This window comes from Clostridium arbusti SL206 (genome assembly GCF_000246895.1).
GTDB classification, from domain to species: domain Bacteria; phylum Bacillota; class Clostridia; order Clostridiales; family Clostridiaceae; genus Clostridium_I; species Clostridium_I arbusti.
The window spans coordinates 1-24,336 of record NZ_BAEV01000060.1 but is presented as its reverse complement, the minus strand read 5'-3'; the positions used below and the strand labels follow the sequence as shown (position 1 = coordinate 24,336).

The window sequence follows — 24,336 nt, the reverse complement described above, 5'->3', positions numbered from 1 at the left end:
GAAGTAAAAATAAAAAAATAATTTGAACAAAAACTCTAAATATTTGTATCATAGGTATTCTTTTACATAGTATCAATTCTCCTATTTCTATTTATTATAAAAAATATATTATATATAAGACTATACATCTCTTATATTAATAAAATATTAAGTCTTACTTAAAGTTTGCTGAGAACTGAGTAACTATATTGTTAATATTGTTTTAAATCATTTTATATTAGGTTTTTATATCTTATTTAATAAAAATTTAATAAAATATTTCTTGTTTTTAATTCAATTTTAATCTTCCTCAAGGATAATAGAATAATAGTTGAATTTTGATTTATATATTATAGAGTTCAATTGAAGCAAGTTCTTAATTTAGGTGGGGATTCTTTTACCCCATCTGAATTTTAGAACTGCGAATGCATGGCTTACTTGGCGTTGGACTCCCACTTTAAGAAAAGCAGAGAACCAAAATCTTTTTTTTGATTTTGTGTGAATCGCTTTCGCAGAGTGCAAGCAGAGAACCAAAATCTTTTTTTTGATTTTGTGTGAATCGCTTTCACAGAGTGCGTGGGAGACTTACACCAAGTTAGTCAGGTTAAAATAATATGAATAGAGGGAAAGACAATGAATAACTTAATAAACTTATTATTACATTTTGATAAATATTTAAATGTAATGATTCAAAATTATGGTGCTTGGACATATGCTATTGTATTTTTAATTATATTCTGTGAGACGGGATTGGTCGTTACTCCATTTTTACCAGGAGATTCTATCTTATTTGCAATAGGAGCAATTGCTTCTAGTGGATCAATTGGAATAATAACACTGTTTATTATATTCTATATAGCTGCTGTAATTGGCGATACAGTTAACTATCATATAGGAAAAAAAATTGGAACTAAAATATTAAACAAAGAAGATATTAAATATGTTAATAAAGAATATTTAAAGAAAGCACATAGGTTCTATGAAAAGCATGGTTTAATGACCATAGCATTAGGAAGATTTATTCCTATAATAAGAACTTTTGTGCCATTTGTAGCAGGTTTAGGAGAAATGCCATATTCAAAGTTTATAATTTATAACATGATGGGTGGATTTTTATGGGTTTTATTATTTTTAGGTGGTGGTTATCTATTTGGAAGTTTACCTATAGTAAAAAATAATTTTCATTATATACTTATTGCAATTATGATAATATCATTTGTTCCAGCTATTATCGCATTTTTTAATGAAAAGAAAAAGGAAAATAATACTGGTAATATTAAAAAATAATGAAGATTATATCGCATAGTATTTTAATGAGAAAATTAGGGGCTGATACATATGGAAGACAATGAATTGATAGAAAGATGTAAGAATGGAGATAAAAGCGCTTTTCAGGAACTTTTGTCAAAGTATAATTTATATATTTATAAATATCTTTTAAAAATTAGTAAGGATAGTTTTTTGGCAGAAGATCTAAAACAAGAAGTACTAATAAAGATAATAAATAATATAAAAAAGTTTGATATAGCAGGAAAAGGTAAATTTTCTTCATATATAATTACTATTTCTAAAAATTGTTACTTGGATTATTTGAAAAAGCATAAGCAATTTATGTACGAAGTTTCTATTGAAGATAATATTATAGGGGAGAGAATAGAGGACACTATTATAAATAATATTTATTTAAAGGAAGTAGTTAGGAGTTTGAATAAGTTACCTGAAAACCAGAAAATTGTGATTTCAATGAAATATCTTCAGGGTTTTACAATTAAAGAAATTAGCGAAATACTAAATGTGGAAACTGGAACAATTAAAAGTAGAATACATAATGGTATATGTAAATTGAGAAGATGCTTTAAAGATGAAAGTATTGCATAGATAAAATGGTCCAAAATAATGATTTTAGACCATTTTATCTTATAATTGAACTATAAAATCAACTATATTTTTTGCAATATTAGGACTACTATAATTCTTTTGACATTTTTTGATTTCTATTAATTTAGATGCATTACATGAAAGTAATTCATCAATAGTAGATTTTAGCCTTCTGACATTCTTACAGACTACGCCTATATTGTATTTTTTAATGTAATTGGGATTTCCTTCCTCTTGACCTGGTAGGGCTCCAGTTATAATCATAGGTACATTACAGGCAATGGCCTCCATCATTACATTTGGGCTACCTCTGGTAAAGGCTATATCAGAGTCTATCATAAGTTCCTCAATATTCTCTATAAAACCATAAATATGAACTTTGTTATCATATTTTTCTAGTAAGGATTTTTCAAGTTTCTTTTTTAAAGATGAATTATGACCTGTAACTATACTGACATTGCAATTAAAATTACTAAGTAGAATATCTGAAATTTTACTCATATTACCAACACCATCTCCGCCGCCAAGTAATAGGAACTTTAAAGTGGTATTTTTATTATAGTTATTATGCTTATTTATCGCGTTGGTATTTTTATAGAATCTTGAGCGTACAGGGAAACCTAAAACTTTAACCTTTGTTTTTGGAACTCCAAATTCTATACATTTTTCCATAGCCTCAATAGTTGGACTGATTATATAATCAGCTCTTTTGTCAGCCCAAAGCGGATAAATACTTACAAGATCTGCAATAAAAGTTATAAAGGGAATTTTTATTTTGTTTTTTTCCATAATATTTATTATAGATCCATTAAAATTAGGGTGTAGGGATAATATTAAATCTGGATTTATATTTTTAAATAGGTCTATAAATCTATCAGCTATAGTTAATTCAATTAATTCATCTATTATCGATGGCTTAATTGATGACAAATCCCATATTAGTTGCCATAAGCCTTTGGCATTTCTAGTAATTGTACCATAGGATTTACCAACTTTAAGTAGAGAATCACCACCTAGGGAAAAACCGTCTACTACAGTTACTTTTATATCAGGATATACAGCGAATTGTTCACATAAAGCTTCTGATATACTTTTATGACCGTTGCCGGTGTAATTAGAAGAAATAATTAATATATTTTTAATCATATGTTCACCTCTGAAGTTAAATAATAGTTTTTTACTCTTGTTATTACACGAATAATTAAGCCTGAGTGTTGCAATTTTATAAGTAAATTTATTGTTAACAAATTTATTGTTAACAAATTTATATTAAATATTAACAGTAAATAAAGATTTTTTTTCAGCAATATATATTTAGTAAATTTAATAGGCACAGTAAGATATAATTTGAGGAGTGATTTTTAGTTTATGAATAAAAATAATATTAGAATCATATATACCGTGTTTGTATTTGTGGCTTTAGCAGCTTTTGATAATATTATAATTGGATTATTTCCCCCACTATTTTCTTCAATAGCTAAAGATTTGAATATCACTATGTATTCATTGGGAGATGTATCTGCCATAAATATACTTGTTACAGCAGTATCATCTATATTATGGGGATATGCAGCTGGAAAGTACAATAGGAAGAGACTTATTATGTTTGGTACCATTATTTGGTCTATAGCCGTGTTTTTCACTTCTAGAAGTGATAACTATTTAGAACTTGTAATATCACAATTTTTTACAGGTATAGGGCTTGGATGTATAGCATCAATTGGTTTTAGTGTGCTTACAGATTTTATACCTTATAAATATCGTGGAATGCTTCTCAGTCTTTGGGGAATGTCACAGGGATTTGGTGGTATATTGGGTTCATTAATGGCATCAATTATTGTTACTTCAAGCAGTTGGAGAAAACCATTTGAAATTGTAAGCTTCATAGGATTATTCTTAACTATTTTATATATTTTTATAAAAGAGCCTACTTTAGGAGGGGCTGAACCTGAATTAAAAAAGCTTGTGAATGAAGGAAATGAGTATAACTATACTATACAATTAAATGAAATTAAAAGCATAATATTAAAAAAAACCAACCTATTGTTGTTATTCCAAGGTGTTTTCATGAATATTACTACAGGAAGTCTTATATGGCTTCCCACTCTATATATTTCAAAGATTCAAAATCAAGGCTATGATAATAAGACAGCTATTATAGCCGCTGGGTATCTATATGCCATATTGCAGTTAGGTGGTTTAGCATCAGCTGGTTTTGGATATTTAGGAGATTTATTTCAAAGAAAAAGTTACAAGGGAAGGGCCCTAATGACTTCATTTTTTGTATTTATAACTATGCCACTATATATAATTATGTTTATGATGCCAATGAATAAACTTTATATTGACAATAGTAGTACTTACTCCATATTAATAAGCCTTCTAAGAGAAATATTTATAAATCCATGGATGCTGGGAATATTTATACTGGCTTTTTTTGCAAGTGCTGCACAATCTTGCAATACTCCAAATTGGTTAGCCCTAATAACTGATGTAAATCTTCCAGAACATAGAGGTGCAGCTTTTAGTATATCAAACCTTGCAAATAGCTTTGGTAGAACTGTTGGGAATATGGGTATAGGATACTTGATATCCTTTATCTCAATATATAAAAGTGAACCCAATAACTATGTTATAACTATGATATTATTTCAGGTGTTTTTGATTCCAGCAGCTGCATGCTATTTAAAAATAGCAAAAACAAATATTGAAGACATAAAAGAAGTAAAGAAAACATTGTATAAAAGGGCAAAAGTCAATTGATATGTACCTATCTTTGAAAAAATATTTTTAAGGGAAATCTTAAAAATATTTTAATAATAAAAATATTTTTAATCTAATTTTAATCTCCAATATAGATAATATAAGAAAAGTTAACTTGTGTAAATCGATATCCTTAAAGAAATAAGCAATCAGTATACTGTATTTTTGATTTGGTATTTTTTTCAGTTATCTAAGGGAAAGAGGTGAGTAAATATGTATTTGAATATTTTAAATAGAATAAACATATTTGATAATTATATTTTATATGCTATTAAAAAATATTTAAAAAATAGATATCTAGATAGATTAATGCCTATAGTAACTGTAATGGGTAACTTGGGCATTGTTTGGATTATTGTGGCAGTTACCTTGATGTTAGATAAACCCTATAAGAGAATTGGGGGTATAGTAATACTAACATTAATTATAAGTACAATTATTGGAGAAGGCATAGTGAAACATATAGTAAGGAGAGTTAGACCATGTAATGATAAAAGTAATATTAACCTTTTAATTTCAAAGCCAATATCTTATTCTTTTCCTTCTGGGCATACTAGTTCTTCTTTTGCTGTTGCATGGGTACTATCAATGTACTTCAGTGAGTATAAAATAATATTTATGACAATGGCATTTCTAATAGCATTATCAAGATTGTACTTATATGTTCACTATCCTACAGATGTTATAGGTGGAATTATAATTGGAATAATATGTTCAAAATTAGTATTTATAATTTTAAATGAAGTTTCTATACAAAATATTTATAGGATATACAAAAATATATTAATGAGAGGATAATTAAAAATGAATATGGAAATTTTTAGACTGATAAATAATTTAGCAAATAAAAACATGATTTTAGATACTATAATGATTTTCTTCTCAAAATATGTACCATATATATTTATGATAGTTGTGGCAATGGTATTTATTTCAGGTATTATGTCAAGAAATTTAGATTATAGAAAGATGGCAGTTAATACATTTTTTATTTCGGTAATTAATTTGATTTTAAGTTTTATAATTGGGAATATATACTACACAAATAGGCCTTTTGTCAATAATAAAGTAAATCTATTATTTCCTCATATAAAAGATGCGTCTTTTCCAAGTGATCATGCAATGGGAACTATGAGTATAGCATTAGGACTTAGCAAATACAATAATCTATTGAGTATAACATTAACTGTGTTATCAATAATTGTAGGTTTCTCAAGAATATATGTTGGACATCATTATCCTATGGATGTTATAGGAGCATATATAATTGTATTTATAACAAATTATATATATAATGTTAAGTTAAGAAGTAGGATTGGAAGTATATATGAAATAGTTGAAAAGAAAATAGCTGTAATCTTAGGGATTAGAAAATTATATAATAAGATTTAATATTATGATTAGAATGTTTATATAGTATAAGTTTTTGTTACTATTGAATTTTAGTAGATAATGTCTAGAAAGGTAGTTCTGTTATTAGATGATATAAATAGCATCTATAATAGTTGAATGAATGTCTAGGGTAGGAAGAGGGTAAGTATGGAAAATCTGAAAATACTTATAGTAGAAGATGAAAAGCAGATGGCTATGTTTATTGAAATGGAGTTAAAGCATGAGGGGTATGACGCTGATGTATCTCATAATGGCATAGATGCACTAAAAAAAATAGAAGAAAATAAATATGATTTGATTCTTCTTGATATAATGCTTCCCGGTTTAAATGGGATAGAAGTTTGTAGAGAAATAAGACAGTATTACAATATACCTATTATAATGCTTACAGCTAAAAGTGACATAAGTGATAAAGTTAATGGGCTTGATATTGGGGCTAATGATTATATGACAAAGCCTTTTGCCATAGAGGAATTATTAGCTAGAATAAGAGTAATAGAGAGGAACAACATATCAATCTGTAAATATGATGAAATAAAATTTAGAGATATAATAATAAATAATAGCACACACCAAGTATTAAGGAATGGTAAAAAAATTGATTTAACAAAGAAAGAGTATGACCTATTAGAGACTTTGCTTATAAATAAAAATATAGTTCTTACAAGAGAACAATTAATTGAAAAAATATGGGGTTATGATTACGACGGTGATACAAATGTGGTAGATGTTTTTATAAGGTACTTAAGAAGCAAAATAGATGATGATTTTCAAGATAAGCTGATTACTACTGTTAGAGGGGTAGGATATGTAATTAATGAGAATTAATATTATTAGAAGGGCTAAAATTTCTGTTAAATTAACTATAATTTATGCTTTTATGTTTTCTTTTATATTACTTATATTAAATGCTTCTGTCCTATATGGTATAAAACATTATTTTTATTCTCAGGCTAATAAGCAAGTATCTGATGTAAAAAATATAGTTTTAAATGACATAATAAGTGAAAAAGAAAATAGTAACATACTATATAAGAAAATATTAATGAACTTACCATCTAAGGAGAATGTCTACATAAAGCTTACAGAAAAAAATGGAGAAATAGTGAATATCCCTGAAAAGTATTACCATAATATAAAGATTAGTGAAGATTATGGTGGAATAAAACATATTGAAAAACAAGATAGGCATTTAGTCTATGAAAATGTAAAAATTCAAAATAATAATTATGGTATTACAAATTTACAAATAATTAAAGATATGGATAGAGAATATGATTTTATGAATATATTATTTTTTCTCATGGCAATATCAGATTTTATAGGTGTTATTTCTTCAATTATTCTTGGATACTTCATAAGTAAAAAAATGCTTAAGCCTATTGATAACATTACTAAAACTGCTGAAAATATAAGTATAAATAATTTGAATGAAAGAATAGATATGTGCGGCCCTGATGATGAGCTTAAAAGGCTTGCTAGTACTCTTAATAATATGATAAATGGACTTCAGGATTCCTTTAGCAGGCAGACACAGTTTGTATCAGATGCATCTCACGAATTAAGAACGCCTATTGCAGTAATTAATGGATATGCAAATCTACTTGATAGATGGGGTAAAGATGATAGAAAGGCTTTAGAAAAATCAATTTATGCCATTAAATTTGAAGCGGCTACTATGGCTAAGATGATAGAAAAGTTACTTTTTCTTGCTAAAGGTGATAGTGGAGTGCAAAGATTAGATAAAACTAAATTTAATATTAATAGTTTAATAGATGAGATTATAACGGAAAGTAAGCTTATAGATGAGAATCACAACATATTTAGTGAAAAAAATGATTCTGTAACTATTTTTGCAGACTATAAAATGATGAAACAAATGCTTAGAATATTTATTGATAATAGCATTAAATTTACACCTGAAAATGGAAACATAATTATAAATTCTATAGTTATTGAAAAGAGTTTAAAAATAACAGTAAGTGATACAGGTATTGGAATACCAAAAGAAGAGATAAAGAACATATTTGATAGATTTTATACTGTGGATAAATCTAGATCCAAAGAAAAAGGTGGAACAGGTTTAGGTCTTTCTATTGCTAAATGGATTGTTGATAAGCATAATGGAAGTGTAGAAGTATTTAGTAAAGAGGGAAAAGGAACAAGTATAATTATTAGACTCAATATGGAAAAGTAAGAATTGTACTTTTAAAAGTATTATATAAACAATTTAGCACCTTATAGTTAGTTATAAAATCAATATGTAAATGAAGATAATATGGGAATAGCTGTACTTAATATGAGTTTAAGCGCGTATTAAGTACAGCTATTCAACATTGTTTCTATTTATTTCTTGATTTATGATTCTTTAAATTGTTTTTGTGTTCTTTTCTACTGTGTGTATCTTTAAAAGAATTTTTTGTCTCAGTATTTGGAGTTTTAGAAGTTTTATTCTTGGATTTAGATGATTTACTAAATCTTACTCTTGGAGAAGATGGTATAAGACAATTAGGACCTCCACCTATTAAATCTTCTCTATGAGCCTTAATTAACGCCTCTTTAACAATTCTATAATTTTCTGGTTTAGTAAATTGTAAAAGGGCTCTTTGCATGTTTTTCTCATGTTGAGTTTTGGGAACATAGACCTTTTCTTCTGTAAAAGGATCTATTTCTGTATAATACATAGTAGTAGAAAAGCTTCCAGGTGTTGGGTAGAAATCCTGTACTTGTTCAGGAATATATTTCATTTCCTTTATATATATAGCGAGTTCTATAGCTGCATTTAAATCACTACCAGGGTGACTGGACATAAGATAAGGTACGAGATACTGTTTCATTCCTAGCTGTTTATTTATATCAAAGTATTTTTTTACAAATCTATCATAAACGCTTCTACCTGGTTTTCCCATCTTTTTCAAAACCTTATCGCTTATATGTTCGGGGGCTACTTTTAGCTGACCACTTACATGATATTTACACAGTTCCTCAAAGAATTTTGTGTTTTTATCATGTATAAGATAATCGTATCTAATGCCAGAACGTATGAATACCTTTTTTACTTTTGGCAGTTCTCTGAGCTTTCTTAAGAGGCTAAGATATTCAGTGTGATCTATTTTTAAGTTTTTGCAAGGTGTTGGAAAAAGACATTGCTTAGTTTTGCATACGCCTCGTTGAAGTTGTTCTTTACAGGATACATGTCTAAAGTTAGCAGTAGGACCTCCCACATCATGAATATAGCCTTTAAAATCATAATAGTTTGTCATAGTTTTAGCTTCTTCAATAATAGAATCTTGACTTCTATGTTGAATGGTTCTACCCTGGTGAAAAGTTAAAGCACAAAAAGAACATCCACCGAAGCATCCTCTATGACTGGTAATTGAAAATTTAACCTCTGTAAGAGCAGGTATACCACCTTTGTCCTCATAGCTTGGATGATAGGTTCTAGTATAAGGAAGATTGTAGACAATATCCATTTCTTCTTCAGATAAAGGATATTGTGGTGGATTTTGAACTATATATCTGTCACCATGCTTTTGAACTAGAGTTTTCCCTCTAAAGGTATCTTGTTCTATAGATTGAAGTTTATATGCTTTTGCATAATCCTTTTTATTTGAAGAAACTTCTTCATAAGAAGGTGTTTCTACGTAATCTCTTAAATTACTTATATCTGAAGCTATATATTCTGTACCACGTATGTCATTCATGTCTTTTATATTCATGCCGTATTTACAAAGGTTAGCTATTTGTGCAGTGGTCTTTTCTCCCATTCCATAGGCCAATAAATCTGCCTTGGAATCAATAAGTATACTTCTTCTAACCTTATCTTCCCAGTAATCATAATGAGCAAATCTTCTGAGACTTGCTTCAATCCCACCTATTACTATAGGAACATCTTTGTAAGCTTCACGAGCTCTATTACAATATACTATAAGTGCTCTATCTGGTCTGTGGCCACCCTCACCACCAGGAGAATAGAAGTCATCGTGCCTTTTTTTCTTTGCAGCGGTGTAGTGATTAACCATGGAATCTATATTCCCAGAGTTTATAAAAAAGGCATATTTAGGTTTTCCAAGTTTCATAAAATCCTTGGCATTTTTCCAATCAGGCTGAGCTATTATGCCAGCAGTGAAGCCTTCACTTTCTAGAACTCTACCAATTATGGCACTGCCAAAGGAAGGATGGTCAACATAGGCATCTCCAGTTACTATTATAAAATCGAGTTGATCTATATTTCTATCTATTAAATCTTTTTTACATATGGGTAAAAATTCATCATTTTCTTTCATCAATTTTTCTCCTAAATTTATTTTAAGTACCTAAAGTTAAATTATAAGTAAATTTTAAATGGTAAAACATTAGTTTCTATGAAATTAAGTTATAAAATTTATCCTTTAAATTTAATAAATACTTTTGTAATTGTAAATACTATTGATAATAATTAGTCACATTCAAATAAATAACTAGTCAGTATGCTAGTGCGTCAACAGAACCCTCAGATAGCTCACTATCCTCAGAACCTGTTTCCTTGTAGACTTCAAAATATACGTCGCATCTTTGACTTACTATTTATTTTCATATGCCTTAAATCTTTTATATAAGGCATCTTCAAATAAATAACAAGTCAGTATACTAGTCTATTTTGAATTATACTACGTTAACAGAACCTTCTGATAGCACCACTATCATCGGAACCTGTTTCCTTGTATAATTTAAAATATACGTCGCATCTTTGACTTATTATTTATTTTCACATGCCTAAAGTGAATCAATTAATAATATTAACATAATGCTGAAGAAATATAAACAGAGTTCTTAGTATAAGGGGGCGTTTTTATTCAATAAATAGTTGCAAATAGATATTAAGAAAAATATATGTTTAATAGATTTCTTTAAATATGTCTATTATAGGAGAATTTAAAAATTTTCTCTAAAATAAAAGTATTTTTTTTTATATTTAAGTAAAAAATAGAGTTATCGCTTATATAGGTAAATTAAACATTATTAAAATTTATAATAAAGGGAGGTGTACTCTTAGTAGAACTTATTTAATATTTTTCATTGAAATATTTATATAGTATTTTTTTAATTTTAATAATTAAATATTGAGTTATTTAGGTTTTAACTAAGAGGTTACTTTTATGGGTAATGTTAAGAATAAGAGAATAGCTTTCACTATAATAGCAGTATTGTTAGTTACATATTTTGGAACATCAATTATGTTTTCAAATTATTCTAATGCTGTTAGTGCCATAGCATATAAGTATGGATCAAAGGGAGATGCGGTAACACAGATTCAGACTAAATTAAAAAATTGGGGATATTATAAAGGTAGTGTGGATGGAAAGTTTGGTTATGATACCTATTTATCTGTAAAAGATTTTCAAGGTAAAAATGGACTAACAGCAGATGGAATAGCAGGAGATAGCACATTAGGTGCATTAGGTATTAATAATCCATCTCAATCTAATAATTCACAGTATTCAAGTAATAGTCAGGATTTAATGCTTCTTGCCAGGTTAATCAATGGTGAGGCAAGAGGAGAGCCTTATGAAGGTCAAGTGGCAGTAGGCGCAGTAGTTTTAAATAGAACAAGAGATTCCAGATTTCCTTCAAGTATTGCTGGAGTAATATATGAGCCACGTGCTTTCACAGCAACTGTAGACGGCCAAATTAATGCGCAGCTAGAACAAAATTCTATCAATGCTGCAAGGGATGCGTTAAATGGTTGGGATCCTTCTGGTGGAGCAGTTTATTATTTTAATCCAGCTAAGGCTACAAGCAAATGGATATGGTCCAGACCATTAATTAAAATTATTGGAACACATAGATTTTGTAGTTAATGTATTTAATAATCTAAGCTCAGTAGAATTTATATTTCTACTGAGCTTAGATTTATTATTTTACTTAGGCATCTTCAAATAAATAACTAGTCAGTATACTAGTCTATTATGAATTATACTACGTTAACAGAACCTTCTGATAGCACCACTATCATCAGAACCTGTTTCCTTGTATAATTCAAAATATACGTCGCATCTTTTACTTGTTATTTATTTTCACATGCCTTATATGTGCATAAAAATTCATTTCTTTGCAAAATAGAGTTGACAAAAATTAATTATAGAATATAATAAAGTATATAAAAACATACTCAAACACTTGGAAATATGTTGAAAAAGGAAAGTATTTTAAATGGAATTTATAGAGAGAGAACTGGAAGCTGGAAAGGTTCTTAAAGGAAGTTTAAGAGAAGTGCCCTTTGGAATAGTGTCTTTGAATTTTAGTAAAGGACAACGGGAAAGCCCGTTATAGCTTTAGAGCATATGTGTGCTTGAATATGTAGCTTTTAGAGTGGATAACAGGCTATTGACTTTGTCTCTATAATGAGGTGGAGTTTTTTTGTTTTATAAAGGTTTTATAAAGGTGTATGAAAATAAATTTATATATTTATTGAGGTGAGAGTTTGTATGTTCAATAACCTAAAATACGATTTAGACAAAATAATGGAAAATGATCCTGCTGCACGAAATAGAGTGGAAGTATTTTTGCTCTATCCATGTGTACATGCAATATTATGGAGTAGAGTGTCCCATTTTTTCTATAAGGCAAAGTTTTTCTTTATAGCTAGATTGATTTCCCAGCTAGCAAGATTCTTTACAGGAATAGAAATTCATCCAGGGGCAAAGATAGGAAGAGGACTTTTTATAGACCATGGAATGGGAGTAGTAATTGGAGAAACAGCTGAAGTAGGAGACAACGTGGTAATATATCATGGGGTTACCTTGGGCGGAACAGGTAAGCATACTGGTAAAAGACATCCTACTGTTGGAAACAATGTTTTTATAGGAAGTGGGGCAAAGGTATTAGGCCCTGTGAATATTGGAAATAATGTTAAGGTAGGGGCTAATGCTGTGGTACTAAAGGATATACCTGATAATTGTACAGCAGTTGGAGTACCGGCAAGAATAATACCTCCCAGGAGTGAAGAAAAAAATATAATTGATATGAAGGACTATATTCAATAATTAATGAAATTTCACTTAGAGTTTTAATATTAAAATAAAATTGCTGCTTATAAAAAGGCAGTTTTTTTTATATATAAACAATATGATAAAGTAATATATGCTTGTAAGCAATAATATGTATATAAAGTCACTCTATGTAAAGGAATACTATAATAGACTTTTAAATTTTAATAAATTATAATAGAATAATATAGTATGTGAAATTATATATAATTTATTAATTTGAAAGGCGGGATTTACGTGATTATTTCTCCAAAAGTACTAGGAATAATAGAACTTCTTCCTACTAGTGTAGTTAGAATTTTTGCCATTAAGTTTTTGTCTCATCTTATAGACAAATATGCGAAACTACATGTATCAGGAATGGAAAATTTAGAGGGTATAGATGGACCAATACTTTTTATAGGAAATCATTTAAGCAATTCTGATGGAATTATTTTATGGAAGGTTATGAAAAAATGGGATCCAACCTTTGTAGCAGGGGCTAAATTAAAGGGAGATGCGTTAACTTATTTAGGTACAATAGCTGTAAAAAATACTACTATAATACCAAATACAGCAGACAAAGAGGGAATATCTAACATAATAAAACTACTTAAGAGTGGGGAAAATATATTAATGTTTCCAGAGGGAACTAGAAGTAGAGTTGGTGAAATGATTAAGGCTAAAAGAGGTCTTAATTTAATTGCAAAACTTAGTAAGGCTAAGATTGTGCCAATAGGAATGTATGGTCCGGAAAAACTTCTTCCAATAGGTAAAACTTCTGATATGAATAATGAAACTTTTCATAAGGCTGATATACATATAAAAATAGGAAAGCCTTTTTATTTAGAGAAAAGAAATAAAGATGAAGAAAGAAAAGAATACGAAGAAAGAACTACAGATTCAGCTATGAAGAAAATTGCTGAACTTTTGCCAGAAGAATACAGAGGAGTATATAAAGATTAACTATAAATAAGAGCTGGTGATAAATTGAAAAAGAAAGATATTGATAATACTTTAAAAATTTTAAGTGAAGTATATAATGATGCAAAATGTGCACTGAATTTTAGTAGTCCTTATGAACTGTTGATTTCAACTATTTTATCTGCTCAATGTACAGATAAAAGAGTAAACATTGTAACTGAAAAGCTATTTAGTGAATATAATACTCCTGAAAAGATGGTTGAATTAACAGATGAAGAACTTCAAGAAAAGATTAAGCCCTGTGGTTTTTACAGAAATAAGAGTAAAAATATTTTAGCAACCTCTAGAGCTTTACTTTTTGACTATAATAGTGAGGTGCCAAGTGCCATGGAAGATCTTATTAAGCTACCGGGCGTGGGCAGAAAAACTGCAAATGTAGTAATGTCTAATGCCTTTAATATACCTGCTATAGCAGTGGATACTCACGTATTTAGAGTGTCAAAGAGAATAGGTTTTGCTTCAGGGGATACTCCTCTTAAAGTAGAGGAAGAGCTTAGAAAAGTTATTCCAAAAAAACTTTGGAGTAATGCACATCATTATCTTATATGGCATGGGAGACAGATATGTAAATCAAGAAAGCCGCAGTGTGAAATCTGTCCTATAAGTGAATATTGCAATTACTACAAAGAGAACTTTATTTCCCGCAGTTAAATTGGGGAGGGGATTATAATGGGTATATCAACAAAGAGTAAATTAGTTAAACTTATGGAACTATTGGAAAAGTATATACCTAAAGGTGACAATACAGAATATTCAATACCAGAGTTATGGAACTGTTTTGATTACAGTGGAAAAGAAAAAAATGTAAAAGAAAATGGAATAACTATTGTTAATCCTTATAAATTTTATCATCATTGCATAAGAGATTTCATAATGAAAAATTATAATCCAGATATAGACTATAGTAATTCCATATCTATTATCAATGAGAATCATGAGTTTGGCAAAGGATACATGGGTGGAGATTGGATAAAAAAGAGCTCGATTTATTCTATGCACGTTAGAACTTCAACTTCCTTTGATCATGATGGTAGTGGCATTTTAGAGGACTCCAATAAAAATGGATTTAAGGAAACAGGGACCTTTATAAAGTCTATAGCTTTAATTCCACTGTTAAAGAAAATGGGTATAGATACAGTATATTTACTTCCCATTACAAAGCACAGTGTGAAATTTAAAAAAGGGGAGCTTGGCTCACCTTATGCGGTAAAAAATTTCTTTAAGCTAGATTTTGAACTTAAGGATACAATAACAGGGAATGAGTTTACTGTTGAGGAGGAATTTTTAGCCTTCGTTGAGGCATGCCATGTGGTAGGAATAAGAGTTATGATAGACATAATCCCTAGGACATGTGCTAGAGACAATGATCTAATAATGGAGCATCCAGACTGGTTTTATTGGATAAAGTATAAAGATGTCAATGGATATAAACCGCCTTATATAAATGGAATAAACCCTATAGAAAAACCTTCTTTGGATAATCTGCATGAAATATATAGTGCAGCTGAAACTTTAGATCACATAGAGAAATTTACTCTTTCACCGGATAAGTTTGATGCTTATAAGTGGTTTAAATTAAAAAAACTTTACCCAAATGACAAATCCATGGATTTTTTAGAGTATATTGAAAAGGAGATAGGACTTACTACCGCTCCAGCTTTTTCAGATTGTATAAATGATCCTCAGCCCATATGGTCAGATATAACTTATTTTAGATTCTACTGGGATACTCCAATAGAGTCCCAAAAATTTATAAAGGGAAATGAAAATCCTTATATATTATTTGATACTATAAAATGTAATCTCTTTAAAGGTAGTTTAAAAAATGAAGAACTTTGGGATAATATATCAAATATAATACCTTATTTTCAAAACAATTTTGGTATTGATGGAGCTAGAATTGATATGGGGCACGCCCTTCCAGAAAAGTTAGTGCATAGTATAATAGATAATGCAAGAAATAAAGACGAAGACTTTTCATTTATAGCTGAGGAACTTAATGTATTTCAGGGAGAAATGGCAATAAAAATAGGATATAATATGATTGTAGGATCCGGTTGGTGGTTTGAACCAAGGGTTTTAGAAGGTAAAACTCATGAGTTTATGTATAATACTAAATTCTATAAGGCACCTGTATATGCGTGTTCTGAGACTTCAGATACTCCTAGAATAGCTGCAAGAGTTGGGGGGAAACCCTTAGCAAAGATGCTAACTATTATGAATGAGTTTTTACCAAATACAGTTCCATTTATAAATTCTGGAATAGAAATTTATGAAGTTCAGCCTATGAATATAGGACTGGATTGTTCAGAAGATGAAAAATATAGATTAGATAAAACTGATATATATAATGGGAAGCTTGCTTTTTTTGATAAGTATCAACTTCACTGGTCAAATCCATTAAGATGGGATATACCAGATACTCTTTCAAAAGTGTCTTATTTTAGAAAAATGTATATGAATACTTTTCTTGATTCAAAAAATTTTGTACCTATTACTTCAGAGCATATTAGGAATTCCTATATAGGTTTAGGATGGATAATTGATGGCGAGATAAAAGAAAAGAATAATTTATTTTGTGTAATAGCTAATATGGATTTAAACAGTGATAAAACTTTTGTAGTAGATATAACTAAAGTTAGAGAAAAAAGTGGTAATATATCCAAGAAAGCCTGGCTTGGGTACTCAACGGATGAGTGGAGTCATGATATATATGATTTTGACAAAGAGTCAAATTTAAAATTAAACTTTAAACCAGGAGAAGTGAAAATTTTGATTATATAAAAACACTGACCGCATTGTTTATGCGGTCAGTAATTTTTATGAGAATAATACTTGAATTTGAAACTGTTTTCATATATAATATTTTAGGTAAGCAATATTAATAATAATAATAAAGTGGTGATTTATCTGTTAACTATTCGTGATATAGCAAGTAAGGCAGGAGTTTCAGTATCTACGGTATCTAGGGTTTTAAATGATAGTAAGCCTGTAAGTGAAGAAATTAAAATGAAGGTATTAAATGTTATTGAGGAAACTGGTTTCAAGCCTAATTCTCTAGCACGTAGCTTTGTAACAGGTAAAACAAATCTTATTGGTATTATTGTTCCAGAACTAGCTAATACAAATTTTTCTCATCTTGTGAGAGGGGCAGAAGGTATTGCAAATGATTTTGGCTATAATGTACTATTGTCCTTTACAGATTTTAAACAGGATAATGAGTTAAAATATTTAAAGATTATGAAGGAAAAACATGTAGACGGAATTATTCTTTCAGGAGTAAGTTTTAATGAAGAGCAAAAAAAATTTTTTGAGGAAAATAGAAAGTGTATACCAACTGTTATTGTGGGACAAAATAACAGTAGTATTAATATACCCTATGTAAATGTTAATAATGAAAGAATAGCTTATGATAGTGTCAATTATTTATTAAGATTAGGACATGAGAATATAGGATTTATATCAGCAGATATTAAAGACTCTTCAGCTGGCGGCGAGAGGTATCTTGGATACAAAAGGGCATTAAGAGAAAAGAATATTAAAGAAAATAAAGATTTCATTCAATATGCTTCTTTTGACTTTCGTAGTGGTTATGAAGCTATGAAAGAAATATTAAAAAAGGAAAAACATCCTACAGCTATTTTATGTGCTAATGATGTAATAGCCATTGGAGCTATTAACTGTATTTTAGATAATGGATACACTGTGCCTGATGACTTTTCTGTTATGGGGATTGATAATTCAGATTTTTCACATTGGTTTAGGCCAGCTTTAACTACTGTGAATATAGATTTTCATAAATTTGGAGTTTTAGCTATGGAGCAATTAATTAAATGTATTAATAATAATCAATTAACTAATGAAAAGAAAGGTACTTTTATAGAGCATGAACTTATTCCAAGAAATACATGTAAAAAGATATAGCTTATATAATAAGTATATGTTTAATATTTTTATGGAAGAGAAGCATATATAAATTATGTAGAAATTAATAATATTCAATAAAAAAAGTAGTTTTGTGTTTATATTTATAATATAATAAGGCTTATCTATTAGGAAAACAGTTTCCTGAGAAAAATAAATTAATAGAATTCTAAAAAAAGAAAAGAGGTAAATAAATATGGCAATTGAAAATAAAATTATGCTTATAACTTATGCAGATAGTTTAGGTAAAAATTTAAATGAACTTAATAATATTTTAACAACTAATTTTAAGAAAGCAGTGGGTGGAGTTCATATTCTACCATTTTTCCCATCATCAGCAGATAGAGGATTTGCACCAATGAACTATGAGAAGGTAGATTCAGCTTTTGGTGATTGGAAAGATATCGAAAAATTAAGTGAAAACTTTTATTTAATGTATGATTTTATGATAAATCACATATCAAGAAGTTCTGAATATTTTAAGGATTTTCAAAAGAATAAGGACAATTCACCTTATGCAGATTTCTTCATTAGATATAAAGATTTTTGGCCTAAGGGTGAGCCATCTAAGGAAGATGTAGATTTAATATATAAGAGAAAACCTAGAGCACCTTACATTGATGTAGAGTTTGAAGATGGAACCAGTGAAAAAGTATGGTGTACTTTTGATAGTGAGCAGGTGGACTTAAACATAAAATCAGAAGTTACAAAGAAATTTATAAAAGATACTCTTACAAATATGGCAAAGAGAAATGCTTCATTAATTAGACTTGATGCTTTTGCTTATGCCACTAAAAAAGTTGGAACGAATTGCTTCTTTATAGAACCTGATACTTGGGAACTGCTTGATGAAGTAAAAGAAATATTAGAGCCACTAAATGTAGATATATTGCCAGAAATACATGAACACTATTCAATACAAATGAAAATATCTGAAAAAGGTCATTGGATATACGATTTTGCACTTCCTATGATTATGCTTCATGCTTTATACAGTGGAGAAAATAAAAATCTTACAAAGTGGCTTAAAATGTCTCCTAAAAAGCAGTTTACTACACTAGATACTCATGATGGAATTGGAGTTGTAGATGTAAAAGATCTTTTGACTGATGAAGAAGTTGAAATGACTAGAGAAGCTTTATTTACTAAGGGAGCAAATGTAAAGAAAATTTATAATACAACAGCTTATAATAATCTTGATATATATCAAGTTAATTGTACTTATTATTCAGCGCTTGGAAATAATGATGATGCTTATACTTTAGCAAGAGCTATTCAGTTCTTTGCACCAGGAATACCACAAGTTTACTATGTAGGACTTATGGCTGGAGAAAATGATATAGAATTACTTGAAGAAACAAAGGTAGGAAGAAATATAAACCGTCATTATTACACTAAAGAAGAAGTTGAAGAAAACATAAAGAGACCTGTTATGAAGAGACTCTTAAAGCTTATGGAATTCAGAAATTCCTATCCTGCTTTCAATGGAGATTATTATATCGATGATACAAAGGATGAAGAATCATTGAAAATATCATGGAAGAAAGATTCTTTTGAAGCAATTTTGAAAGCTAACCTTAAGACACATGAATTTACTATAAGTTATTTTGATCAAGATAGTAAAGAGTTTAAAGAATTAGTAGAAGTTTAATATACTACTGCCTATCTTAGACATCTTCAAATAAATAACAAGTCAGTATACTAGTCTATTTTGAATTATACTACGTTAACAGAACCTTCTGATAGCACCACTATCATCAGAACCTGTTTCCTTGTATAATTCAAAATAGACGTCGCATTTTTGACTTGGTATTTATTTTCACATGCCTTAAAACATATCAATTATTTTGGAGTTATAAATGTAAACTCCAAAATAATTGATAATCATTAGGATAGGCAATAAATTTGTAGACAGAATTATTAATCTGAAAAGAGGGATTTTTATGAAAAAAAGAACTATATATTGGAGCCTTAGTTTGTATTTCCTATTTTTTTTCTTTGCATATGCATCTTGTTTTTCTTTTTTTGCTATTTGGCTTGGGCAAAAAATTAATTTAACGGGTTCACAAATAGGTGTTATATTTTCCGTAAACGCTATCTTTGCTATGATATTTCAACCTATATATGGATATATTTCTGATCGCATCGGATTAAAAAAATATGTTCTATATTTTATTAGTGCATTAATTATATTAGCTGGACCATTTTATGTTTTTGTATACGGCCCTCTTCTAAAATGGAACTTCATTATAGGTGCATTAGTAGGAGGCTTTTACCTAGGACTAGCTTTTTTGGCAGGTTGCGCCAGTGTAGAATCATATATTGAAAAGGTTGGTAGAAAATATAATTTTGAATTTGGACGTGCACGTATGTGGGGATCTGTTGGAGCTGCAAGTGCTACTTTTTTATCAGGAAAATTATTTAATATCAATCCTAACATAAATTTCTGGATGGCAACAATTTTAGCTTTTGTGCTAATTATTCTTACTATGTTTATAAAAATTGATATTAGTGATGTGGAAGTTAAACGTGCTAATTCTATGACATTTCATGATGTTAAATTATTATTTAAACTAAAAGATTTTTGGTTCTTTATGATTTATATGATTGGTGCTGTATGTCTTTATATGATATATGATCAACAATTTCATGTTTATTATGCATCATTATTTCCAACAAAAGCTGTAGGTAATCAGGTATTTGGTTACTTGAACTCACTTCAAGTTTTTCTAGAAGCAGGCATGATGTTTTTAGCTCCTGTTGTTGTAAATAAAATTGGTTCTAAAAGGGGGCTTATTCTAGTTGGGGCTCTAATGGCTTGTCGTATGATGGCTGCCGGTATTATCAGTAATCCATATCCACTTGCAGGTATTAGATTAGTTCAAGCTTTTGAATATGCTACTTTATTGGTTGCCATATTTAAATATTTAGCAGATAATTTTGACACTCGTTTATCCTCAATATTATATCTAGTTGGTTTTCAATTTTCAACTCAAATTGGAACAACAATTCTTTCACCAATAGTTGGAAGAATGTATGATGGAATTGGCTTTAAACATACATATTTATTTATGGGTACTTTAGTTTTAATATTCACAATTTTTGCTGCATTCACTTTATTAAATAAGAAGAGGGATGAATGCCCTATATGTGACGATATTATTAAGGGTAAAGAAATAAGTGATGCTAATTGAAGCAAGTTCTTAATTCAGGTGGGGATTCTTTTACCCCATCTGAATTTTAGAACTGCAAATGGCATGGCTTACTTGGCGTTGAACTCCCCCTTGAAGAAAAGCGATTCACAGAGTGCGTGGTAGACTTACGCCAAGTTAGTCAGGTTAAAATTAAATAATGCAATAGAAAATATTCTTTAAAAAGAACTATGAAGTAAGGCATATGAAAATAAATAACAAGTGAAAGATACGACGTATATTTTGAATCATACAAGGAAACAGGTTCTGATGATAGTGGTGCTATCAGAAGGTTCTGTTAACGTAGTATGATTCAAAATAGACTAGTATACTGACTAGTTGTTTATTTGAACATGCCTAAATTATAAATTAACACTATCAAAATTATTATATATTATATTTTGATAGTGTTAATTTAAAGATACATATGAATTTAAAAATTATAATAACTACTTTTAGGCATATGAAAATAAATAGTAAGTCAAAGATGCGACGGATATTTTGAAGTCTACAAGGAAACGGGTTCTGAGGATAGTGAGCTATCTGAGGGTTCTGTTGACGTAGTAGGATTCAAAATAGACTAGCATACTGACTAGTTATTTATTTGAATATGCCTTATGTGAAAATACAATTTTTAATAGAATAGGAGTTATAACCGTTGTCAGTATAACTACAATTATAGTTGGCAGAAATACTTCTTCTGATATAATATGTTTTTGAAGACATAAGTTTGCCGTTATAATTGCTACTTCACCTCTTGAAATCATACCAATTCCAATTTGTAAGGATTCACTTTTCTTCATTTTAAGCAGTCTAGCTGCACTGTAACAACCTAGTATTTTACTTGCTACTGCAACTATAAACATTACTATGGTAATGAATAAAACTCTAACACTTAATCCATTTAAATTTGCCTCAATTCCAACACTAGCAAAGAATATAAGAGATAAAAATCCTGATGATATAGTATTAACATTTCTAGCTAAATACTTCTTATACTTTAGTGATGAGAGTATAAGCCCTGCTACATAGGCACCAGTAATAGCGGCTATACCTATTGATTCGGCGATAAAGGCTAATAATAGTACGAATGCTATACAAAAGGTTAAAAGTATCTTACCAGGCCTAATTTTATCATTGAATCGGCTTATGAATTTTGGTAAATATAGTACTGAAACAATAGAAATAACACAAAAAGAGATTATTTTTATAAATGTTAATATAAGTGTAAAAGTAGTAGATGAACTTATATTACCTGAAGTGGGGGCCTGTGCCAATGCAAATACTACGGATATTAGTATTAGGCCTAGTATATCATCAATTACTGCGGCTCCAAGAATATTAATTCCAGCCTTTGTATTTAACTTTCCAAGTTCTCTAAGAGTTTCTACAGTAATACTTACACTAGTTGCCGTTAAAATAACACCAATAAGTATATTTTCTAAGAAGTTATCAAAAAAGATATAGGCTGAGAGTGTACCTAAAATAAGTGGAAGTACAACTCCCATCAATGCAATGACAAAGGCTGATTTACCTGCTTTCTTAAATTCATTCATATCTGTCTCAATGCCGGCAAGAAACATTAGCATGATTACTCCTATATTAGCCAGTAATTTTATATTGTCATCATAGTGTACAATATTTAATACTACTGGTCCTAGTATTACACCTGCAATTAAGGCACCGAGTACCTCTGGCATTTTAAATTTTTTACTTATTATACCTCCAATTTTTGTGAATATAAGTATTAGGGCAATGTTTAATAGTATTCGTTCCATTTTGAAACCTCCTTTTATGAAACGCAAAAAAGGCAGAAAGTATTGTACTTTCCACCCCAAAAGTCATAATCTCTTGAAAACAAATAAATTATTTGTCCAACCGATAATATTAATTATTAATTTATATGATAGCATAAAGATTGTAGTAAATCAATGTGAAAATTAAGCTGAAAATAATAAAAAATCTATTAAGAGATAATTATATAATATTATCCAGTAGAATAGAATAATTGTTAAAATTAAGAAATTTATTAATAAATTTTGGATATTTGGAAAGAATATATTTACAAGTGGTCATATATATAATAAAATGATAATGATAATCAATATCGTTATGTGAATTATTAAACATAAGAATACAGTTATAAAATTAAAATATCAGGAGGAATTTTTTTATGAGTATTTTACTAGTAGGTGGAGATAAACTTGGTAATATAAAGGATAAGTTAACTGAAAAGGGATTTGAGGACATAGAACATGTTACTGGAAGGAAGAAAAGTGATAAGAAGATAAAGATTCCAGAAAAAACAGATTTAGTTTTAGTTTTAGTTGATTATGTAGGACATAAGTTATCTCAAACTATAAAAGAACAGTCTAGAAAAACTGATGTAAGAATAGCTTTTACTAAAAGATCTTGGACCTGTATGGAAAAAACTATTCAAAGATGTATTGAGGAGATATCAAATGATAAGCGAAGTATTATTTAGAACTAGAGAGAAGGAAATGTACCATGACATTATTGAAAGTTTGGTAACAGCTCTTGAAGCTAAAGATATTTATACAAGAGGACATTCTGAAAGAGTAGCTTTTATGACCTATGAGGTATCTAAGAAACTTGGATTAAAGGGAGTAGATATTGAAAATATTCATATAGCTGCTCATCTTCATGATATTGGAAAAATAGGAGTACCTGATAAGGTATTAAATAAACAGGGAAAATTGTTACCGCACGAATGGGAATTCATGAAAATGCATCCCAAAATAGGCTATGATATTTTAAGTAAGTCAAAGAAGTTAAGACATATAGCTAAAATAGTATTATACCACCATGAAAGGTGGGATGGAAAAGGTTATCCTAATGGATTAATAAGTACGGATATTCCATTAGGTTCTAGAATAATAGCTGTATGTGATGCAATTGATGCAATGACATCTAATAGACCCTATAGAAAATCTATGGAATTTAAAACTTGTATTAAGGAAATATTAATTAACAAAGGTATTATGTTTGATCCATACATAGTTGATTATATTGAGGATAATTTAGATTTTATGATACAAATTATGGATTTCAATAAAATCAATAGTAATATGCTAGAAAGTAGATGGTAACAAATTAGCAGAAGTGTAAATTAAAATTTAAAATTATGGTAGGTTTATATATGATATTTTTAGTTTTTTCAAAATAAAAGCTTTAATACTAATGATAAAATTTGGTAT

Annotated in this window: 20 protein-coding genes and 1 other annotated feature; of the genes, 17 read left to right on the top strand and 3 right to left on the bottom strand. The window is 29.0% G+C overall.

What is annotated here, in order from left to right:
- The first annotated feature begins 612 nt into the window (after positions 1–612).
- Together RH99_RS11635 and RH99_RS11630 are read left to right on the top strand one after the other, a co-directional pair.
- The gene (locus tag RH99_RS11635; protein ID WP_010238166.1) at positions 613–1,266 is read left to right on the top strand and encodes a DedA family protein; all 654 of its coding nucleotides are present in this window, start codon (positions 613–615) and stop codon (positions 1,264–1,266) included.
- A gap of 51 nt (positions 1,267–1,317) precedes the next feature.
- Entirely contained in the window at positions 1,318–1,857 is a 540-nt protein-coding gene (locus RH99_RS11630; protein ID WP_010238164.1) for an RNA polymerase sigma factor, read from the top strand.
- A 39-nt stretch (positions 1,858–1,896) separates the two neighbouring features.
- Here RH99_RS11630 and RH99_RS11625 read toward each other — a convergent pair whose 3' ends face one another.
- Positions 1,897–3,003: an MGDG synthase family glycosyltransferase gene (locus tag RH99_RS11625; RefSeq protein WP_010238162.1), complete on the bottom strand. Its 1,107-nt coding sequence runs from the start codon at positions 3,001–3,003 to the stop codon at positions 1,897–1,899.
- Between the two features lie 222 nt (positions 3,004–3,225).
- On the opposite strand from RH99_RS11625, the gene RH99_RS11620 reads away from it, so the two are divergent.
- From RH99_RS11620 to RH99_RS11600, 5 genes are all read left to right on the top strand, one after another.
- On the top strand, positions 3,226–4,620 hold the full coding sequence (locus RH99_RS11620; RefSeq protein WP_010238160.1) for an MFS transporter: 1,395 nt from the start codon (positions 3,226–3,228) through the stop codon (positions 4,618–4,620).
- A gap of 213 nt (positions 4,621–4,833) precedes the next feature.
- On the top strand, positions 4,834–5,418 hold the full coding sequence (locus tag RH99_RS11615; RefSeq protein WP_010238158.1) for a phosphatase PAP2 family protein: 585 nt from the start codon (positions 4,834–4,836) through the stop codon (positions 5,416–5,418).
- Between the two features lie 6 nt (positions 5,419–5,424).
- The gene (locus RH99_RS11610; RefSeq protein ID WP_010238156.1) at positions 5,425–6,012 is read left to right on the top strand and encodes a phosphatase PAP2 family protein; all 588 of its coding nucleotides are present in this window, start codon (positions 5,425–5,427) and stop codon (positions 6,010–6,012) included.
- Between the two features lie 147 nt (positions 6,013–6,159).
- The gene (locus RH99_RS11605) at positions 6,160–6,840 is read left to right on the top strand and encodes a response regulator transcription factor (protein WP_010238154.1); all 681 of its coding nucleotides are present in this window, start codon (positions 6,160–6,162) and stop codon (positions 6,838–6,840) included.
- On the top strand, positions 6,830–8,209 hold the full coding sequence (locus RH99_RS11600; RefSeq protein ID WP_010238152.1) for a sensor histidine kinase: 1,380 nt from the start codon (positions 6,830–6,832) through the stop codon (positions 8,207–8,209). Before RH99_RS11605 ends, RH99_RS11600 begins: the two co-directional genes overlap by 11 nt.
- A gap of 145 nt (positions 8,210–8,354) precedes the next feature.
- Here the strand turns inward: RH99_RS11600 and RH99_RS11595 are convergent, their stop codons facing one another.
- Complete coding sequence (locus RH99_RS11595; protein ID WP_010238149.1) at positions 8,355–10,298, bottom strand: YgiQ family radical SAM protein; 1,944 nt, start codon at positions 10,296–10,298, stop codon at positions 8,355–8,357.
- A gap of 852 nt (positions 10,299–11,150) precedes the next feature.
- On the opposite strand from RH99_RS11595, the gene sleB reads away from it, so the two are divergent.
- The 8 genes from sleB to RH99_RS11555 all read left to right on the top strand — a co-directional run bounded on the left by sleB (position 11,151) and on the right by RH99_RS11555 (position 21,121).
- Positions 11,151–11,852, top strand: a complete 702-nt coding sequence (gene sleB / locus RH99_RS11590; protein WP_010238146.1) for a spore cortex-lytic enzyme — start codon at positions 11,151–11,153, stop codon at positions 11,850–11,852.
- Positions 11,853–12,479: 627 nt separating this feature from the next.
- On the top strand, positions 12,480–13,037 hold the full coding sequence (gene epsC, locus RH99_RS11585) for a serine O-acetyltransferase EpsC (protein ID WP_010238143.1): 558 nt from the start codon (positions 12,480–12,482) through the stop codon (positions 13,035–13,037).
- Positions 13,038–13,277: 240 nt separating this feature from the next.
- Positions 13,278–13,985 (top strand): lysophospholipid acyltransferase family protein, encoded by a 708-nt coding sequence (locus RH99_RS11580; protein WP_010238141.1) that lies wholly within the window; start codon positions 13,278–13,280, stop codon positions 13,983–13,985.
- Between the two features lie 24 nt (positions 13,986–14,009).
- Positions 14,010–14,654 carry an endonuclease III gene (gene nth / locus RH99_RS11575; protein ID WP_010238140.1) on the top strand — a complete coding sequence of 215 codons (645 nt, stop codon included), beginning with the start codon at positions 14,010–14,012 and terminating at the stop codon, positions 14,652–14,654.
- 18 nt (positions 14,655–14,672) lie between these two features.
- Entirely contained in the window at positions 14,673–16,787 is a 2,115-nt protein-coding gene (locus RH99_RS11570; RefSeq protein WP_010238138.1) for an alpha-amylase family protein, read from the top strand.
- 117 nt (positions 16,788–16,904) lie between these two features.
- Entirely contained in the window at positions 16,905–17,927 is a 1,023-nt protein-coding gene (locus tag RH99_RS11565; RefSeq protein WP_010238136.1) for a LacI family DNA-binding transcriptional regulator, read from the top strand.
- Positions 17,928–18,123: 196 nt separating this feature from the next.
- Positions 18,124–19,578 carry a sucrose phosphorylase gene (gtfA, locus tag RH99_RS11560; protein ID WP_010238134.1) on the top strand — a complete coding sequence of 485 codons (1,455 nt, stop codon included), beginning with the start codon at positions 18,124–18,126 and terminating at the stop codon, positions 19,576–19,578.
- A gap of 292 nt (positions 19,579–19,870) precedes the next feature.
- On the top strand, positions 19,871–21,121 hold the full coding sequence (locus RH99_RS11555) for an MFS transporter (RefSeq protein WP_010238131.1): 1,251 nt from the start codon (positions 19,871–19,873) through the stop codon (positions 21,119–21,121).
- Positions 21,122–21,714: 593 nt separating this feature from the next.
- Here the strand turns inward: RH99_RS11555 and RH99_RS11550 are convergent.
- Positions 21,715–22,896 carry a cation:proton antiporter gene (locus tag RH99_RS11550; protein WP_010238128.1) on the bottom strand — a complete coding sequence of 394 codons (1,182 nt, stop codon included), beginning with the start codon at positions 22,894–22,896 and terminating at the stop codon, positions 21,715–21,717.
- Between the two features lie 45 nt (positions 22,897–22,941).
- Positions 22,942–22,998: a sequence feature (sodium ion sensor (DUF1646 type); this cis-regulatory element may regulate processes involved in with the transportation of sodium ions), on the bottom strand.
- A gap of 293 nt (positions 22,999–23,291) precedes the next feature.
- On the opposite strand from RH99_RS11550, the gene RH99_RS11545 reads away from it, so the two are divergent.
- Together RH99_RS11545 and RH99_RS11540 are read left to right on the top strand one after the other, a co-directional pair.
- On the top strand, positions 23,292–23,603 hold the full coding sequence (locus tag RH99_RS11545; protein WP_010238125.1) for a DUF2325 domain-containing protein: 312 nt from the start codon (positions 23,292–23,294) through the stop codon (positions 23,601–23,603).
- Entirely contained in the window at positions 23,581–24,228 is a 648-nt protein-coding gene (locus tag RH99_RS11540) for an HD-GYP domain-containing protein (protein ID WP_010238123.1), read from the top strand. Before RH99_RS11545 ends, RH99_RS11540 begins: the two co-directional genes overlap by 23 nt.
- The last annotated feature ends 108 nt before the right edge of the window (positions 24,229–24,336 follow it).